The sequence below is a fragment of the Pseudomonas sp. BIGb0164 genome (genome assembly GCF_024810135.1).
Taxonomy (GTDB): Bacteria; Pseudomonadota; Gammaproteobacteria; order Pseudomonadales; family Pseudomonadaceae; genus Aquipseudomonas.
The window spans coordinates 620,504-638,526 of sequence record NZ_JANUEA010000002.1; the positions used below are offsets into that span (position 1 = coordinate 620,504).

Annotated in this window: 17 protein-coding genes; 3 read left to right on the top strand and 14 right to left on the bottom strand. The window is 60.9% G+C overall.

Annotation, left to right across the window (positions count from 1 at the left end; translation table 11 throughout):
* The first annotated feature begins 8 nt into the window (after positions 1-8).
* Positions 9-281 carry an HPr family phosphocarrier protein gene (locus M2394_RS06780; RefSeq protein ID WP_010213120.1) on the top strand — a complete coding sequence of 91 codons (273 nt, stop codon included), beginning with the start codon at positions 9-11 and terminating at the stop codon, positions 279-281.
* 105 nt (positions 282-386) lie between these two features.
* On the opposite strand, the gene M2394_RS06785 is transcribed toward M2394_RS06780, so the two are convergent.
* From M2394_RS06785 to pmbA, 6 genes are all read right to left on the bottom strand, one after another.
* A complete protein-coding gene (locus M2394_RS06785) occupies positions 387-1,280 on the bottom strand; it encodes a ZIP family metal transporter (RefSeq protein WP_178922693.1) in 894 nt (297 codons plus the stop codon).
* A gap of 32 nt (positions 1,281-1,312) precedes the next feature.
* Positions 1,313-1,924 carry a superoxide dismutase gene (locus M2394_RS06790; RefSeq protein WP_176995083.1) on the bottom strand — a complete coding sequence of 204 codons (612 nt, stop codon included), beginning with the start codon at positions 1,922-1,924 and terminating at the stop codon, positions 1,313-1,315.
* A gap of 1 nt (position 1,925) precedes the next feature.
* A complete protein-coding gene (locus M2394_RS06795; RefSeq protein ID WP_178922691.1) occupies positions 1,926-2,369 on the bottom strand; it encodes a hypothetical protein in 444 nt (147 codons plus the stop codon).
* Positions 2,370-2,396: 27 nt separating this feature from the next.
* Positions 2,397-3,773, bottom strand: a complete 1,377-nt coding sequence (locus M2394_RS06800; protein WP_259171947.1) for a lyase family protein — start codon at positions 3,771-3,773, stop codon at positions 2,397-2,399.
* The gene (locus M2394_RS06805; protein WP_178922688.1) at positions 3,766-4,161 is read right to left on the bottom strand and encodes a FagA protein; all 396 of its coding nucleotides are present in this window, start codon (positions 4,159-4,161) and stop codon (positions 3,766-3,768) included. Before M2394_RS06805 ends, M2394_RS06800 begins: the two co-directional genes overlap by 8 nt.
* A gap of 147 nt (positions 4,162-4,308) precedes the next feature.
* Positions 4,309-5,655: a metalloprotease PmbA gene (gene pmbA / locus M2394_RS06810; RefSeq protein ID WP_178922687.1), complete on the bottom strand. Its 1,347-nt coding sequence runs from the start codon at positions 5,653-5,655 to the stop codon at positions 4,309-4,311.
* 108 nt (positions 5,656-5,763) lie between these two features.
* Here pmbA and yjgA point away from each other — a divergent pair, with 108 nt between their 5' ends.
* Positions 5,764-6,285 (top strand): ribosome biogenesis factor YjgA, encoded by a 522-nt coding sequence (gene yjgA, locus M2394_RS06815; RefSeq protein ID WP_176995088.1) that lies wholly within the window; start codon positions 5,764-5,766, stop codon positions 6,283-6,285.
* A 47-nt stretch (positions 6,286-6,332) separates the two neighbouring features.
* Here yjgA and tldD read toward each other — a convergent pair whose 3' ends face one another.
* The 8 genes from tldD to mreB form a co-directional block, all read right to left on the bottom strand.
* Entirely contained in the window at positions 6,333-7,775 is a 1,443-nt protein-coding gene (gene tldD, locus M2394_RS06820; RefSeq protein WP_017529090.1) for a metalloprotease TldD, read from the bottom strand.
* A 16-nt stretch (positions 7,776-7,791) separates the two neighbouring features.
* A complete protein-coding gene (locus M2394_RS06825) occupies positions 7,792-8,640 on the bottom strand; it encodes a carbon-nitrogen hydrolase family protein (RefSeq protein WP_178922685.1) in 849 nt (282 codons plus the stop codon).
* 48 nt (positions 8,641-8,688) lie between these two features.
* Positions 8,689-12,504, bottom strand: coding sequence for a YhdP family protein (locus tag M2394_RS06830; protein ID WP_259171948.1), 3,816 nt, complete (start codon positions 12,502-12,504; stop codon positions 8,689-8,691).
* Positions 12,505-12,579: 75 nt separating this feature from the next.
* Entirely contained in the window at positions 12,580-14,037 is a 1,458-nt protein-coding gene (gene rng, locus M2394_RS06835) for a ribonuclease G (protein ID WP_010213134.1), read from the bottom strand.
* Positions 14,038-14,107: 70 nt separating this feature from the next.
* Complete coding sequence (locus tag M2394_RS06840; RefSeq protein ID WP_178922683.1) at positions 14,108-14,704, bottom strand: nucleoside triphosphate pyrophosphatase; 597 nt, start codon at positions 14,702-14,704, stop codon at positions 14,108-14,110.
* A gap of 51 nt (positions 14,705-14,755) precedes the next feature.
* On the bottom strand, positions 14,756-15,244 hold the full coding sequence (mreD, locus tag M2394_RS06845) for a rod shape-determining protein MreD (protein WP_003171788.1): 489 nt from the start codon (positions 15,242-15,244) through the stop codon (positions 14,756-14,758).
* Positions 15,244-16,344, bottom strand: a complete 1,101-nt coding sequence (gene mreC / locus M2394_RS06850; protein WP_259172026.1) for a rod shape-determining protein MreC — start codon at positions 16,342-16,344, stop codon at positions 15,244-15,246. The genes mreD and mreC overlap by 1 nt, the downstream gene beginning before the upstream one ends.
* 140 nt (positions 16,345-16,484) lie before the next feature.
* Positions 16,485-17,522: a rod shape-determining protein MreB gene (gene mreB / locus M2394_RS06855; protein WP_002555108.1), complete on the bottom strand. Its 1,038-nt coding sequence runs from the start codon at positions 17,520-17,522 to the stop codon at positions 16,485-16,487.
* 210 nt (positions 17,523-17,732) lie between these two features.
* On the opposite strand from mreB, the gene gatC reads away from it, so the two are divergent.
* Entirely contained in the window at positions 17,733-18,020 is a 288-nt protein-coding gene (gene gatC, locus M2394_RS06860; protein ID WP_178922682.1) for an Asp-tRNA(Asn)/Glu-tRNA(Gln) amidotransferase subunit GatC, read from the top strand.
* Positions 18,021-18,023: the final 3 nt, after the last annotated feature.

Genomic DNA, 18,023 nt, shown 5'->3' on the forward strand with positions numbered 1-18,023 from the left:
CCTGCGCGATGCCCGCTCTGGAAATTGAAATCATCAACAAGCTAGGCCTGCACGCCCGTGCCTCAGCCAAATTCGTCGGCGTGGCCGGGCAGTTTCCTTGCCAGATCCGCGCCGGTCGCACACCGGAATCGATGGTCGACGGCAAGAGCATCATGGCCATGATGATGCTGGCAGCCGGCAAGGGCACCAAGATTCACCTGAAGACGGAAGGCGAACAGGAAGACGAAGCCATGGCTGCACTGGTGGCGTTGATCAACAACTACTTCGACGAAGGCGAATAGCCCCATCCCTTGTAGAAGCCCGGCTTGCCCGGCGATGAGGCCTTTGAGTCAGGTGTTGGACCTGAGGACGCCATCGCCGGCAAGCCGGGCCCCTACAGAAGCGATTTATCCCAAGGCCGTGTCCATCACCATCATCAAGCAGAAGCCGATGCACAGCCCCAGGCTGGCGAGCTTTTCGTGACCATTGCGCCGCGACTCCGGGATGACCTCGTGGGTCACGACCAACAGCATCGCACCCGCCGCCAACGCCAACCCAAGCGGCAACAGCACTTCGGCCAGGCTGACCAGCCAGGCGCAAAGCACCGCGAATACCGGCTCCACCAAGCCTGACGCTGCGCCGATCAAGAACGCCTTGACCCGCGACATCCCCGCGCCGGCCAATACCAATGCAATCACCAGACCTTCGGGTACATCCTGCAAGGCGATGCCCATGGCCAGGCTGTCGGCATCTGGCATGCCACCGCCTGCGGAGACGCCCACGGCCATGCCTTCGGGAATATTGTGGGCAATGATGGCAAACACGAACAACCAGATACGTGGAGGAATCACAGGCTTATCCGGTGTGCCCACCAACATTTCCGGGCTCGCACCGGAGACCTTGCGGTCGACCAGGTACAGCCCGAAGGCGCCCAGCATGATGCCGAAGCTGATCAACCCACTGGCGCCCCAAGGCGAGAGCCCCAGGGTTTCAGCGGCGGCAATGCCCGGCACGATCAACGAAAACGCGGTCGCAGCCAGCATCACACCCGCCCCAAACCCCAATAAGGTATCGCTGAGTGCGACGGGCATCCGGCGAATCACCAACACCGGCACCGCGCCCAATGCGGTGCCGAGCGCGCAAATCGCCCCGCCCTGCAACGCCCGCAGGATGCGCGGTTCGAGGTCCAGCCAGGCCAGCCCGTGAGCCACCAGCAATGCAGTACCTGCCAACAGCAGCAGCGAGCCAAACGCATAACGAAACATTCGCCCGCTGCTGATCGCCAGTGTTTCAGTGCCCATAGTCGGCCTTAGATCTTGTTATTGGATGAATATCAGGCCAATGCGGCCTGGTAGCGTGCGGCGACTTCCGGCCAGTTGATGACGCTGTAGAAGGCGTTGATGTATTCGGGGCGGCGGTTCTGGTAGAGCAGGTAATAGGCGTGCTCCCAGACATCCAACCCCAAGATCGGCGTGTTGCCGCTCATCAACGGGCTGTCCTGGTTGCCGCTGCTTTCCACCACCAATGTCTTTTGCGGGGTGACGCTCAGCCACGCCCAACCGCTGCCGAAACGAGTCAGCGCGGCCTTGGTGAATGCTTCCTTGAAGCTGTCAAAACCACCCAATTGCTCATCGATGGCCTTGCCCAACGCGCCCTCTGGCTTGCCGCCGCCTTTTGGCGACATCACGGCCCAAAACAGTGAATGATTGGCATGGCCACCGCCTTGGTTGATGACCGCAGCCCGCAGTTTTTCCGGTAATTGCTGCACGCTGGACACCAGCCTCTCTACCGGCCAACCCGCAAACTCGGTGCCCTCGACCGCCGCGTTGAGGTTGTTGATGTAGGTCTGGTGATGCTTGGTGTAGTGAATCTCCATGGTTTGCGCATCGATATGCGGCTCAAGGGCGTCATAGGCGTAGGGCAAGGCTGGCAACGTGTAAGTCATCTCAATGGGCTCCGTAATAAGGACTGTGGCGGGTCGACGCATCCGTTTGCGCCGCAGTGCCGCCCAGCAAGCGGTGGGTACGAGGGTACTCACCGTGATCGCTGATGAAATTCAACAGCTCGACATAGGTCTTGCTGCTCTGGCGCAAGGCCGCTTCGCGCAGTTGCGGGCTCAGCCGTGGGTCCTGCATGGTCTGGAGCAGGCGTTGGTGAATAGCGCACAGGTATTCCGCGCTCTCCTCCGGCTGGTTCAGGCGCAAATGCAGGTCCGCCAGGTTGTGATGGGAAATGACGCAAGCCGCCACTGCTTCGTCGGCATCCGCCCAACGCTCGAATAACACTTGAGCCAGGGCCAAGGCTTGCAAATAAGCTTCCCGAGCGTCGACCAACTCGCCCGCCATAAAGCAGCGATTGGCCCGTTCGATCGTGCGTTTCCAGTGCTCCATGGTGAGCCTCCAAAGCAGGGTCGGTGGTTACACGCCGCCAGCCGTGAGCTTTTCCGGGTCCAGCAGGACCTCCAGTTGGCTACGGGGCAAGTCGGTGTGCTCGAGGGCGACATCAATCACCGGGCGGCCTTGCTGATAGGCCTTCTTGGCGATTTCAGCGGCCTTTTGGTAACCGATGATCGGGTTGAGTGCAGTGACCAGGATCGGGTTGCGCGACAAGGCTTCTTTCAGCTTGCCTTCGTTGACCTTGAAGCTCGCAATGGCCTTGTCTGCCAGCAAACGGCTGGAATTGGCGAGCAACTCGAGGCTGCCGAGCAGGTTTTGGGCGATGATCGGCAACATCACGTTGAGCTCGAAGTTGCCTGACTGGCCGGCCACGGTAATCACGGTGTCGTTGCCGATGACTTGTGCGGCCACCATGGCGGTCGCTTCCGGAATCACCGGGTTGACCTTGCCGGGCATGATCGAAGAGCCAGGCTGCAGGCCCTCCAGCTCGATTTCGCCCAGGCCCGCCAGAGGACCGGAGTTCATCCAGCGCAGGTCATTGGCGATTTTCATCAACGAGACTGCCGTGGCTTTCAGTTGACCGGATACGGCAACGGCGGTGTCCTGGGAGCCAATCAGTGCAAACAGGTTTTTGCCCGGGGTGAATGTCACGCCGGTGAGATGGCTCAGTTGCTGACTGAAGCGCGCGGCGAACTCAGGGTGCGCGTTGATCCCGGTGCCCACTGCCGTGCCACCTTGAGCCAATGCCTGCAGGCTTGGCAGCAAATCCTGCAAATGGCCGATATTGGCCTTCAATTGCTGCGCCCAGCCGTTGAGCACCTGGCTCATGCGCACCGGCATCGCATCCATCAGGTGGGTGCGGCCGGTCTTGATGAACGGATGAACCTCTTCGGCCTTCTGCTCGATCACCTGCACCAGGTGCAGCAGGGCCGGCAGGGTTTGCTCGTGCAAGACCAAAGCGGCGCTGACGTGAATCGTGGTCGGGATGATGTCGTTGCTGCTCTGGCCACAATTGACGTGGTCATTGGGGTTGACCGCCTCACCGAGCAAACGGCTGGCGAGGGTAGCAATCACCTCGTTAGCGTTCATGTTGGAGCTGGTGCCGGAGCCGGTCTGGAAGATATCTACTGGGAAATGCGGCATGAAGTCGCCTTCGAGCAGGCCCTGGGCAGCATCGACGATGGCCTTACCCTGCCCTTCGCTGATCTGCTTGAGGTCGACGTTGACCTTGGCGGCCGCTGCCTTGGCCAGGATGAGCGCGCGAATGAATTGCGCCGGCATGCGCTGATGACTGATCGGGAAATTGTTCACCGCGCGCTGGGTTTGTGCGCCATACAAGGCCTCGGCCGGCACTTGCAGTTCGCCCATGCTGTCGCGTTCGATACGGGTGTTACTCATCGTTAGATCCTTGCACCAGGTCGGAGTGAGAAATAGACGGCAGCAATTCGCAGGTTGCCAATTGCCAGGCAAAGGTCTGCCAGCGCTTGAGGCGGCAGGCACAGAGGGAGAGTTTTTCCAGGTCGCGCAGTGGGCGCCAGGCCTGGTCCAAACACAGGGATCGCCAGTGCCAGGGCAGCGCGATATCGGTGGCGGTGTCGATCAGGAGACGGAACGAGGTTTCGGCAATCGTCCACGGATGGGTCGCCGTGCAGCACGCCAGGTATCGCCCCTCATTGAGGTAATGTTCGATCAGGCGAGGTTCATTGGGGTCGAGGCCGCAGCGAATCTGACGACTCATCCAGCGCCAGCTTTCCAGGTACGGATCCTCATGCAGGACAGAACTCATGATCCACACTCATTCGGTAATGATATTTATTATTAAATGATATTGAGAATCAAAACAAGAGTGACACTTTAATCGGACTGAAACGCGGCCATGAAAAAAGGCGCGCCCTCTGCAAGATGGCGCGCCTTTTTGTTTAGCGTGTGAGGATCAACTGCCGGCGACAGTCATCCGCTCGATCAGCACAGAACCCGTACGAATGTTGCTGCGCAGTTCCAGGTCATTACCCACGGCAACGATCTGCTTGAACATATCGCGCATGTTGCCGGCGATGGTCACTTCCTGGACCGCGAACTGAATCTCACCGTTCTCTACCCAGAAGCCCGCCGCACCACGGGAATAATCCCCGGTGACCATGTTCAAGCCGTGGCCCATCAGCTCAGTCACCAACAGCCCTCGCCCCATCTTCCGGAGCAGCGCCGCCTGGTCTTCATCGCCATGGGTGACGAACAGGTTGTGCACGCCCCCCGAGTTGGCAGTACTTGGCAGGCCGAGTTTGCGGCCTGCATAAGTGCCCAGTACGTAGGACACCAATTCACCTTTCTCGACGAACGGCTTGGCATAGGTCGCCAGACCATCACCGTCAAACGCCGAGCTGCCCATGGCACGCATCAAATGCGGACGCTCATCGATGGTCAGCCACTCCGGAAACAACTTCTGGCCGATGGCCCCTTCCAGGAACGAAGACTTGCGGTACAGGTTCCCACCGGAAATCGCCCCCAGGAAACTCCCGAACAAACCACCCGCCAGCTCCGCCGAAAACAGCACCGGCACTTCGCAGGTGGGCACCGGGCGCGCACCCAGGCGGCTCGCGGCACGCTGTGCAGCGCGCTGGCCGATGCTGACCGGATCGGCCAGCAGCTCACCTTGACGGTTCACGTCATACCAGTAATCGCGCTGCATCTGGCCATTGGCCTCGGCGATCATCACGCAGCTCAAGCTGTGACGGGTAGACGCGTACCCACCGATAAACCCATGGCTATTACCATACACACGGCAACCCTGGTGTGTGCTCAACGTGGTGCCATCGGCGTTCTTGATGCGGGTATCAGCGTCGAACGCTGCCGCTTCACAGGTCAGCGCCTGTTCGATGGCCTGCTCCGGCGTGATGTCCCACGCGTGGAACAGATCGAAATCCTTCAAGTCCTTGGCCATCAACGCCTTGTCAGCCAGGCCCGAGCTTTCATCTTCGGAGGTGTGCTTGGCAATCGCCAAAGCGGCAGCGACAGTCTCGCGGATCGCCTCCGGGCCGCTGGCCGAGGTACTGGCAGAGCCTTTGCGCTGCCCAACATACAAGGTGATGCCAAAGCCCTGGTCGCGGTTGAACTCGACGGTCTCTACTTCCCGCTGACGCACTGAAGTCGACAGCCCCTGCTCCAGCGACACCGCCACTTCACAGGCACTCGCCCCCTGGCGCTTGGCCTCGGCAAGGATCTGCTCGACTTGTTCCTGCAGTGCCGGTAACGCTTGCGGACCGACGCTTTGGGCTGCACTCATGGTTTTCTCCACTCAAATTCTGCTTTCGGTTAAGGCCATCGAGCGACCGGGCCGGACAAGCGGCCCCCGACTGGTTATCATGGCGGCGTTTCTTTGCGGACTGCCACCATGGTTGATTCTTACGACGACTCCCTCGATGGGGAGAAAAGCAAATCCCAGGTCAAACGTGAGCTGCATGCTCTGGTTGACCTCGGCGAGCGCCTTACAACGCTCAAGAAGGATTTGATTGCAAAACTGCCACTGACCGACGAAATGCGCCGGGCCCTGGCCGATGCACCCAAGCACACCGCGAATATCGCGCGTAAACGTCACATCGCGTTTATCGGCCGGCTGATGCGTGATCAGGACACTGACGCCATTCTCGCCTTGCTCGATCAAACCGATGCCTCCACCCGCCAGTACAACGAACGCTTCCACAACCTGGAACGTTGGCGTGACCGCCTGATCGCGGGCGATGACGCCGTGCTGGAGAAATTCGTGGCCGAGTACCCGGACGCGGACCGCCAGCAACTGCGCTCCCTGATCCGACAGGCTCAACACGAACTGGCGCATAACAAGGCGCCGGCCACCAGCCGTAAAATCTTCAAGTACATCCGAGAGCTGGACGAGACCCAACGCGGCCTGCGTTGATCCTCTTCCCCGGGTGGCGATCTTCGCCACCCGAAGCTCCACCTTCCTTACGAACCCGTGCCACCCACGGTGATCGCATCAATTTTCAGCGTTGGCTGGCCGACACCCACCGGCACCGACTGCCCATCCTTCCCGCACGTACCCACGCCACTGTCCAGCGACAGGTCATTACCGACCATCGACACCTTGCTCATGGCTTCCGGCCCGTTGCCAATCAACGTCGCCCCTTTGACCGGCGCGGTAATCTTGCCGTCTTCGATCAAGTACGCCTCGCTGGTGGAGAACACGAACTTGCCGCTGGTGATATCCACCTGGCCACCACCGAGGTTGGCGCAATAGATACCGCGCTTTACCGAGGCAATGATTTCCGCAGGGTCGCTTTCGCCACCGAGCATGTAGGTGTTGGTCATGCGTGGCATGGGCAGGTGCGCGTAAGACTCGCGGCGACCGTTACCGGTACGCGCCACACCCATCAGCCGGGCATTGAGCTTGTCTTGCATGTAGCCCTTGAGCACGCCGTTTTCGATCAGCGTGGTGCATTCGGTGGGTGTGCCTTCGTCGTCGACGCTCAGCGAGCCACGGCGACCGGCCAGGGTGCCATCATCGACAATGGTGCACAGCTTGGACGCAACCATTTCCCCCATGCGCCCGCTATAAGCCGAACTGCCCTTGCGGTTGAAGTCACCTTCCAGGCCATGGCCCACCGCCTCGTGCAGCAGCACACCGGACCAGCCCGACCCCAACACCACCGGCAACGTGCCCGCTGGCGCCGGGATGGCTTCCAGGTTCACCAGCGCCTGGCGCAGCGCCTCACGGGCATAGCCCATGGCACGGTCCTCGGCCAGGAAATAACGGTAGTCGGTACGCCCGCCACCGCCATGACCACCGCGCTCGCGGCGACCGTTCTGCTCGACGATCACGCTGACGTTGAAGCGCACCAGCGGCCGCACATCGGCCGCCAGCCCACCATCGGTGGACGCCACCAGGATGCGCTCCCACACGCCGGCCATGCTCACGGTGACCTGCTGGATACGCGGGTCGAGGGCACGCGTGGCGGCGTCGACACGCTTGAGCAGCTCGACCTTCTCGGCACGACTGATCACTTCCAGGGGGTTATCCGGCGCATACAACTGGGCCACATCCTGGGTGCTGAACGCCTGCACTGTGCCATTTTGCCCAGCACGGGAGATCGACCGCGCAGCGCGTGCCGCCAGGCCCAAGGCTTCCAGGGTGATCGCATTACTGTAGGCAAAGCCGGTTTTCTCACCGGATTGCGCACGCACGCCCACACCCTGGTCAAGGTTGAAGCTGCCTTCCTTGACGATGCCGTCTTCCAGGGCCCAGGACTCGGAGATCTGCCCCTGGAAATACAGGTCGGCCGCGTCGATACCCGGCCCGGCCAGATCGCCGAGCACGGTTTGCAAACTTTCGATGGTCACGCCACCGGGTGCCAGGAGGTGTTCACTGACTGAGGACAACAACTCGCTCATAGGTTTGGCCTTAAATTCATCGTTCTGAAGCAGGCCGCTGTGCGCCCTGCGAGAAAAAGCGCCGATGGTTGACCACCGGCATGCGCGCCCGTATCGACGCCTGTTCACTGCTATCGCGTTCGGCCAACAACACCGCTTCGCCTCTATCCTGTTGTGCCAGCACACGCCCCCACGGGTCGACAATCGCCGCATGCCCATGGGTTTCCCGTGGCCCCGGGTGCACACCGCCCTGCGCCGCCGCCAGCAGGTAGCACTGGGTCTCGATGGCGCGCGCACGGATCAGCACATCCCAATGCGCAGCGCCCGTCACTGCGGTAAAGGCCGAGGGCGCGGTGATCAATTCAGCACCGGCTGCACGCAATTCGCTGTACAGCTCCGGGAAACGCAAGTCGTAGCATACCGTCAGGCCCAGGCGCCCCACCGGGGTATCGGCTACCACCACGTTGCCACCAAAAGCATAGTCGTCGGATTCCCGATAACGACCTCGCGCATCGGCGACATCGACATCAAACAAGTGCAGCTTGTCGTAGCGGGCGACGATTTCGCCATGATCATCGACCAGCAGCGAGCAGGCATTGGACTTGGCGTTCGGCTGGTCCTTTGGCGGCAGCGGCAACGTGCCAGCCACTATCCATAAGGTGAGGTCACGGGCGGTCTGTTTCAACCAGGGCAGGATCGGGCCTTCGCCCAGGGCTTCGGCGCGGCCGATATCGGCCACGTCACGACGGCCCATGGCGGCGAAGTTCTCCGGCAGCACTGCCAGCTTCGCCCCACCGGCCGCCGCTTGCTCCAGCAAGCGCCGGGCCTGAGCCAGGTTGGCCAGCACATCACTCTGGCTGACCATTTGAATTACCGCAAAGGACATGGGCCGACACTCCGTAAAAAGCATGGGGCCATGCTACTCCACAGGCTCTCAGTTTGGCTTTTCAAATGGCTTGTCGAAGGTGATTTTTGGATCCTTCCAAGGACCTTCCACTTTGTACTGCACGCTGGCGAAGCGCGAAACACGGTCACCGATCAACTTGTCGATCAGGAACAACGCGCCACCGATGGCGGGCGCGCCGACGATCAACGCGGCAATCGGCAGGTTGTTGGTGACCGGCAAGGTCACCAGCAACTTGGCGTCGACGCGGTCAGCCACCAGGTCCAGGGTGCCATTGAGTTCAAGATTGGTCGACGGGCCCGTCATGGTGATGGGCTCGCGCGTCACGAACACGCCATTGCTGGCCGCCAGCAGCCCTTTGACCCGGTCATAGCTCAAGCCCTTGCCGAGAAGGTCCGAGAAATCCAGGCGCAGGCGACGACCGATGGAATTGAAGTTGAGCAGGCCAAACACCCGCAGGGCCTGGGCGCCGCCCTCCACTTCAACGAACTGGCCCTTGCGGAAGGCGGCGTCGAGGCTGCCGGAGAAGCGTTTCGGCCCGACCCAGGCCGGCGAACCCGGCCAACGGCCATCCACGTCCAGATGGAAGTCTTCGCTGGTCACCGTAGGCGCAAATCCCCAGCCCTTGAGCACATCAGCGATGTTCTTGCCATCCAGGCGACCTTTGTACCAACTGCCGCTGCTGCCTGGCGCACCTTCCCAACCACCGGCGCCCTTGAGCTGCATGCCCTTGAGCCCCAGGTCCAGGTTATTGAAGGCCAGGCCCTTGGCGGTTGGCCGGATCTTCAACGACCAGGCGCCTACCAGATCCGGCCCCTGGAACAGCTGGTCGATGGCAATATCCAGCGCCGGAATATCCTTCGGATCGATGTCGGCCAAGGGGTCCGGCGCGTTTTCGTCAGCCTGCACCGTCGGGTCCACGGCTGGCAACTTCACGTACTGCAGGTTGATAGCGATCGGCGCGCCTTTGGCATCCGGCAGGTTCACCGTACCCTTGGCCTGCTGGCTGTCCAGCTGCAAGCCCCACGCGGCCGGCTTGCGATCCAGCAGCAGGTTGACCTGATCAAACTGGGTGCCAAAGCCGGTGACCTTGCCCACCTTGAAGTCTGCACCGCTGAGCAGTTGCTTGGCGCTGCCGCCCGGGTCATTGCCGGCATAGCGATCAATCAGTTTTTTCCACGGGTCGATGTCCAGCTCCGACAACACGCCGCGAATACGCAGGCCCTTGGCCGCCGGCAATACTGCATCGCCATCGCCGAGGAACAACTCGCCGCGGCCGTCATTGAACTTGTCCGGAGGCGAAGCAAAGGTGAAGTTCGCCAGCTCGCCGTAATCGAACCAGTAGCGGCGCTCGGCGCCCTGCAACGTCATGCGGAACACGCTGTCACGGCCCTGGCTGGCAGGCATGCCAAAGGGCGCCGGCAGGTCGACAGCGACGCCTTTCATGTTGGAGCTGACCATCAACTGGCTGTCGGCCCCGTCCAGGGTGAGCTGCAATTGGTAGGGAATATCGCCGGACACCGGCAGCGGCTGGCTGATTTTCAGCCAGTCGGTGAGCCGCTTGACCGTGACCTGGCCTTTGGCAGTCACGCGGGTGCTGAGATTGCCCGGTTTGCCATCGGCAAAGATCTGCGCGGTAATCGGCCGGTCGAACGCCTGGGCCGTGATGTTCTGCCCACTCAGGCCCTTGGCACTGTCGAAACGGAAATCGCCCTTGAGCTGGGTCAGGTCCAGGGTCGGCTCGGCCAGTTGCAGGCGCGACTTGTCGGTCTGGAAATCCACCACAATCTTCGGCTCGGTGCCTTTGGCCAAGGGTACGTCCAGGTCCAGCTTGCCTTGCAGGTCGCCCTCGCCCTTCCAGCCGGCAAAGGTCGACGCCGTACCGATCGGCGCTTCCTGAAGAATCTTCAAGCCATCGCCCAAGCCACCGGAAAACCCACCCGTCAGCAGCAAATGGCTGTCTTTACCGGCCGGCACGTGGGGAATATTGACGTAGACATCCTTGACCTTGGTGTCGAGCAACTGGCCCTTGCTGGCCAGGATGCGCACGCCGCTCTCCTCGACAAACACTTCGCCGTTGACCTTGCTCACATGCGGCCAACCTGGCTGGAACGCCAGTTCAGCGTCATGCACCTTGAAGAACAGGCTGATATTGCGTGCCGCCGGCAGCGCGTCGTGGTTCAGCGAGCCCTGGTACTGGAAGAACCCCTGGTCCACGGCGCCTTTGAGAATCGCCGTACGCAGCCATTCATCCAACGACGGGCTCAAGACAGCAGGCAGGTACTTGGGCGTGAAACGGCCATCGCCATCGACCATGCCGACCCGCAGGTCCATGTAGTCTTCCTGGTCATGGTCAAAATGCAGGCGGATCAGAAAGTCGGCGGCCACCTTGCCTTCTTCACCCAGCACCTTGATATACGGCGCGATCAGGGTGAAACCTTCTTTGTCCAGCTTCCAGGTCAGGCGCGCATTGGCCTGGATGTACTGCCAAGGCTTGGCGAAAATCGGAAACAGGTGCAAGGAAAAGTCCTTGCTGTCCATGCGTAACTCGCCATGGCCCAGGTCACCGCTGATACTGCCGGACACGTTACGCGCCGCAGGTGCGCCGAAGTAGGCATCAAAACCCACCCGCTCAAGGTTGGCGGCAAAGCTGACCTTGTGGTCGGTGCTGTCCTGTGGGCGGAAATCCACCAGCACGTTACGCAGCAAACCGGTGGCCTTGAGGTGTTCGATGGTCTTGGCAAAGCCCTCTGGCAGTGGCGCCAGGGCATTGAGCAGTGGCGTGATCGGGGTCAGGTCCAGGCGATCGGCCTGCAGCTTCCAGACCTCCAAGTCCTTGTCGGTAGCCAGGGTCTGCTGCAGTTGTACGCGCGACTCCCAGCGGGTGTCTCCCAGGTTCATCGCCAGCGAATCCAGCAGCACTTTCAAGCCTGTGTCACTGCGTTGCAGGTAGGCGGTGAGTGCGAGGTTTTCTATATGGACCGGCTTGCGGTCGGCGTAGCTGCCCTTCACCTGAGGTGAATTCAGGCGTACCACGGCACTTTGCACGGTGCCCTTGGCCCAGGTCAGCCAAAACTCGCCGCCCGCCTTGAACTGGGTGAGTTTCCATTGCTGGGTCAGCTTGGCTGGAATCCACTTGGCCCAATCACTCTGCGGCAGGCTCAGGTAGGCCTGCACCTCTGCATCTTTCCATTGGCTGGCGCGTATGCGCGTGCGCAAGCTCACGGCCAGCGGCTGGCCGTCCGGCAGGGTCAGGCGTGCATCGAGACGTTGCCGACTCATGCCGGTGTGCAAGCTCATGCCCACATAGGTCAGGGTCATGGGCGCCTGGTCGAACGGCTGCAATGTCACTTGGCTATCGAGCAATGACACGCGCTTGACCATCTGCATGCGCGTGAGCAACTGCTGCGGGTCCAGCGGCTGGTCGTCCTGCACTGGCAAGCCTTGCAGCGCCCAGTGGCCGTCCTTGTCTTCCTTCACGCTCAATTGCAGGCCGCTGACTTGCAGATGGGCGATACGCACTTCGCGCGCCATCAGGCTGGCCCACATGTCCGGCACCACTTCGACCTGATCCAGGCGCAAGGCACTGCTGCCCTCGCCCAGCATCACGTCGTGAGCCAGCAACACTGGGGCGAAGCCGCTCCAGCGGCCTTCGAGGCTGCCGATGTGCAGGGGCATATCCACTGCGGCCTGGGCCTTGGCTTCGATTTCGGCGCGGTATTCGGCCACCAGCGGGGTCAACTCACGACCCAGGCTCACGTACACCGCCGCCAACACCAGCAGCAACGCACAGAGGCCCAGGCCCCAACGGGTCAAAGCGGCAAAAAAGCGTATCAGACGCTCCATGTCAGGCGACCCTCAAGGCAGTAGTCGGACGGCAGATCAAGGTCTGCCGGTCTCGTGGAAGTAAGCGAATGGGGATCAGAGCAGCACCACGTCGTATTGTTCCTGGGAATACATGGTTTCGACCTGGAAGCGTATCGTGCGCCCGATAAACCCTTCCAGCTCGGCGACGTTACCGGACTCTTCGTCCAGCAACCGATCCACCACTTTCTGGTTGGCGAGCACCCGATAACCTTCGGCCTGATAGGCTCGCGCCTCACGCAGGATTTCCCGGAAAATCTCGTAGCAAACGGTTTCCGGGGTCTTCAATTTACCGCGCCCCTGGCAGCTGCTGCACGGTTCGCACAAGACCTGCTCCAAGCTTTCGCGGGTGCGCTTGCGGGTCATCTGCACCAGGCCCAGCTCGGTGATACCGATGATGTTGGTCTTGGCGTGATCACGTTCCAGTTGCTTCTCGAGCGTACGCAGCACCTGGCGCTGGTGCTCTTCATCTTCCATGTCGATGAAGTCGATGATGATGATGCCGCCCAGGTTACGCAGGCGCAGCTGGCGGGCAATCGCAGTCGCCGCTTCGAGGTTGGTCTTGAAGATGGTCTCTTCAAGGTTGCGGTGCCCCACGAAAGCGCCCGTGTTGACGTCGATGGTAGTCATGGCCTCGGCCGGGTCCACCACCAGGTAGCCACCGGACTTGAGTGGGACCTTGCGTTCCAGGGCTTTCTGGATTTCGTCTTCGACACCATACAGGTCGAAGATCGGCCGCTCGCCCGGGTAATGTTCCAGGCGGTCGGCAATTTCCGGCATCAGCTCGGCTACAAATTGCGTGGTGCGCTGGAAGGTTTCCCGCGAGTCGATGCGAATTTTCTCAATCTTCGGGCTGACCAAATCACGCAGGGTACGCAAGGCCAGACCCAGGTCTTCATAGATCACGCTGGGCGCGCCGATGGTCTTGATCTGCGCACCAATCTGGTCCCACAAGCGCCGCAGGTAGCGGATGTCCATGAGGATTTCATCGGCACCGGCGCCTTCGGCAGCGGTGCGCAGAATAAACCCACCGGCTTCCTTGATGCCTTCGGCGGCCACGCAGTCGCTGACCACTTTTTTAAGGCGTTCGCGTTCAGCTTCGTCTTCGATCTTCAGCGAAATACCGACGTGGGCCGTGCGCGGCATGTACACCAGGTAGCGCGAAGGAATCGACAGCTGCGTCGTCAGCCGCGCACCTTTGGAACCAATGGGGTCCTTAGTGACTTGCACCACCAGGCTCTGCCCTTCGTGCACCAGCGCGCTGATGCTTTCCACCGCAGGGCCTTCGCGCAAGGAGATTTCCGAAGCATGGATAAACGCGGCGCGGTCCAGGCCGATGTCGACGAATGCCGCCTGCATGCCCGGCAATACGCGCACGACCTTGCCTTTGTAAATGTTGCCAACGATCCCGCGCTTCTGGGTGCGCTCAACGTGCACTTCTTGCAGAACACCGTTTTCTACCACCGCCACGCGTGATTCCATCGGCGTGATATTGATCAGAATCTCTTCACTCATGGCTGGGTCTCGTTCAGGCGTTTTCACAATAGTGACCGATCGCTAAAGGCTTGGCGCTGGAATACGGCGTTCAACGCACGGTAAGGTTTTGCCAACAGGGTATGCCGAATTGGCCGAGCAGTTGCGCGGTTTCACACACCGGCAGGCCGACCACGGCGGAATAACTACCGTTGAGCCCGGCCACGAACACCGACCCCAGGCCCTGGATAGCATAGCCGCCCGCCTTGTCCTGGGGTTCGCCACTGTGCCAGTAGGTTGTAGCCTCTTCGACAGAAATACCGCGAAACCGTACACGACTGCTTACACAAACAGTTTCGCTACGCCGGCCATCCGTCAGGGCTATGGCGGTGAGGACTTCATGCTCACGCCCCGCCAACGCCATCAGCATGGCCAGGGCATCGGCTTGATCCACGGGCTTGCCAAGGATCTTCCCATCGACGATCACAGCCGTATCAGCGCCCAGCACGCAGGCGCCCGGGGTGTTTTCGAGCGCAGCAAAACCCGCCGCCGCCTTGCCGCGCGCAAGGCGCTCGACGTAGGCAACGGCAGGTTCATTGGTAAGAGGTGTTTCATCAATAGTGGCGCTGACCACGGTGAAGGGCACACCGATCTGGGTCAGCAGTTCACGCCGCCTCGGAGAGCCCGAGGCCAGATAAAGCGAATTCATTCCAGACTCTCCCTGTAGGGTTCGATAACCAGGCAGAGCCTCGCAATCCGTTCAATTGATCTTATAGCGACGACGTAACCCACGCAGGCCGAAACTGATCCAAGGCCACAACAGCGCACTGACCAGCGCTGGCAATACCAGCGCTAGGGTGGGCTGGCGGTTGCCGGTCAAGGCGCTCAGCCACAGCTGCACCAGTTGAGCCAGGCCGAAGATCACCAGAATCACCAGGCACTGCTGCCACATCGGAAACATGCGCAGCCGTTGCTGCAACGACAGCACCAGGAAGGTGATCAGGGTAAGGATCAACGCGTTCTGCCCCAGCAAGGTGCCATAGAGCACATCTTCCGCCAAGCCCAGGAACATCGCCGTGACCATGCCGACCTTGTGCGGCAGGTTCAGCGACCAGAAGGCCAGCAGCAGCGCCAGCCAGAGCGGTCGCAGGATTTCCATGAATTGCGGCAACGGCGAAACGCTGAGCAGCAAGCCGATGGCAAAGGTCAGCCAGACGATCCAGCCGTTGCGCGAATGAGTACCGGCCATTATTCCTCCCTCTGCCGTGTGGTTGCCGGGGCGGTCGCCGCAGGCCTGGCCGCAGGCGTCGCGGCCGGTGGCTTGGTCGCTGCCGGTTTAGCCGCACGCGCATTGTGCGCCGCAGGCTTGGCGGGAGTGGCTACGGGCGCCGCCGCAGCAGGTGCAGGCGCAGGCGGCCCGACGAATGCCGGTTTTGGCACGGTTGCAGGCACAATCGGCGCAACACCGTTTTGCTTGTCTTCCGCTTCTTGGGCCTGGGCGGCGTCATTGGCGCGCTCTTCAGGAGTGCGGTTGTCGCTGAACACCAGCAGCAGGTAACGGCTGCGGTTCAAGGCCGCCGTCGGTACGGCACGCACGATGGCGAAGGGCTGGCCGGAATCGTGGATCACTTCCTTGACCGTCGCCACCGGGTAACCGGCCGGGAAACGTTGGCCAAGGCCGGAGCTGACCAGCAGGTCGCCTTCCTTGATATCCGCCGTGTCGGCGACGTGGCGCAATTCCAGGCGTTCCGGGTTGCCGGTGCCGCTGGCAATCGCACGCAAGCCGTTGCGGTTCACCTGCACCGGGATACTGTGGGTGGTGTCCGTCAGCAGCAGAACCCGCGAGGTATAAGGCATCAGCTCCACCACCTGGCCCATCAGGCCACGGGCATCAAGCACCGGCTGGCCGAGGACCACACCGTCACGTTCACCCTTGTTGATGATGATGCGATGGGTAAAGGGGTTGGGGTCCATGCCGATCAACTCGGCCACTTCGACCTTCTCGTTGACCAGCGCGGAAGAATTGAGCAACTCGCGCAACCGAACGTTCTGCTCGGTGAGGGCCGCCAGCTTTTGCATGCGCCCCTGCAGCAGCAGGTTTTCGGTCTTGAGTTTTTCGTTCTCGGCAACCAGCTCGGTGCGGCTGCCGAATTGGCTGGCCACGCCCTGGTAGAGACGTTGCGGCAGGTCGGTGATCCAGTAGGTCTGCATCAACACCAGCGACATCTGGCTGCGCACGGGCTTGAGCAGTGCAAAGCGGGCATCGACCACCATCAGCGCGACCGAAAGCACGACCAGCACCAACAGGCGCACGCCCAATGAGGGGCCTTTGGCGAAAAGCGGTTTAATAAGCCGCTCCTCCCAGGCAAATGTTCTCTTTATTCATACGGCATCTAACCGGCCTGGATGCAGATTGAAGAAGATAAACGCCAACAGGCAGCACTGCAAAGTGCTGCCTGCGGGCGAAACATGGGCTAATCAGCAAATGCTTATTCGCTGGAAAGCAGGTCCATGGTGTGTTTATCCATCATTTCCAGTGCACGACCACCGCCACGGGCAACGCAGGTCAGCGGGTCTTCGGCGACGATCACCGGCAGGCCAGTTTCCTGGGCCAGCAGCTTGTCGAGGTCACGCAGCAAGGCGCCACCGCCGGTCAGTACCAGGCCACGCTCGGCGATATCGGAAGCCAGCTCCGGTGGCGATTGCTCCAGGGCGCTCTTCACTGCCTGAACGATAGTGGCCAGGGACTCTTGCAGAGCTTCCAGCACTTCGTTGGAGTTCAGGGTGAAAGCACGTGGAACGCCTTCGGCCAGGTTGCGACCGCGAACATCGACTTCGCGCACTTCGCCGCCCGGGTAAGCGGTGCCGATTTCCTGCTTGATGCGCTCGGCGGTGGATTCGCCGATCAGGCTGCCGTAGTTACGACGCACATAAGTGATGATCGCTTCGTCGAAACGGTCGCCGCCCACACGTACGGATTCGGCATACACCACACCGTTGAGGGAGATCAGGGCGATTTCAGTGGTACCACCACCGATATCCACCACCATCGAGCCACGCGCTTCTTCAACCGGCAGGCCGGCACCGATCGCAGCCGCCATCGGCTCTTCGATCAGGAACACTTCACGGGCACCGGCACCGAGGGCCGATTCACGGATGGCACGACGCTCAACCTGGGTGGATTTGCACGGAACGCAGATCAGCACACGAGGGCTGGGCTGCAGGAAACTGTTTTCGTGAACCTTGTTGATGAAGTACTGCAGCATCTTCTCGCAGACGCTGAAGTCGGCGATCACGCCGTCTTTCATCGGACGAATGGCGGCAATATTGCCTGGTGTACGGCCGAGCATGCGCTTGGCCTCGGTGCCAACGGCAACGACACTTTTCTGGTTACCGTGCGTCCGAATAGCCACAACCGATGGCTCATTCAGGACGATACCGCGCTCGCGCACGTAAATAAGGGTGTTGGCAGTGCCCAGGTCAATGGAAAGATCGCTGGAAAACATGCCACGCAGTTTCTTGAACATGGGAAAGGGACCCTAGGCAACGCGTGGGTAAAAAAGTGCGGCAAACTCTAACAACGACAGGGATTTTGGGCAAGGCGCCAATGTGCTAAATTGGCCGACTTTCTGTGCACCTAACCCCACAATCGCGGCCGTAAGACCGTAGAAATGCGGTAGTGTTCCGACAATCTAACACACGGACAGCCTCCGTTCTGTTTTCCACTGGAGATTCCCATGACGCTTGAACGCTCCGACGTGGAAAAAATCGCGCATCTGGCCTCGCTTGGCCTCAATGATGCCGATCTTCCACAGACCACTGCAGCCCTGAACAGCATTCTCGGGCTGGTCGACCTGATGCAGGCCGTAAATACCGACGGTATCGAGCCTTTGGCTCACCCGCTGGAAGCCAGCCAGCGCCTGCGCGCAGACGTCGTGACCGAGAGTAATAATCGCGAGGCCTACCAGTCCATCGCGCCAGCGGTCGAAAACGGCCTGTACCTGGTTCCGAAAGTCATCGACTAAAGG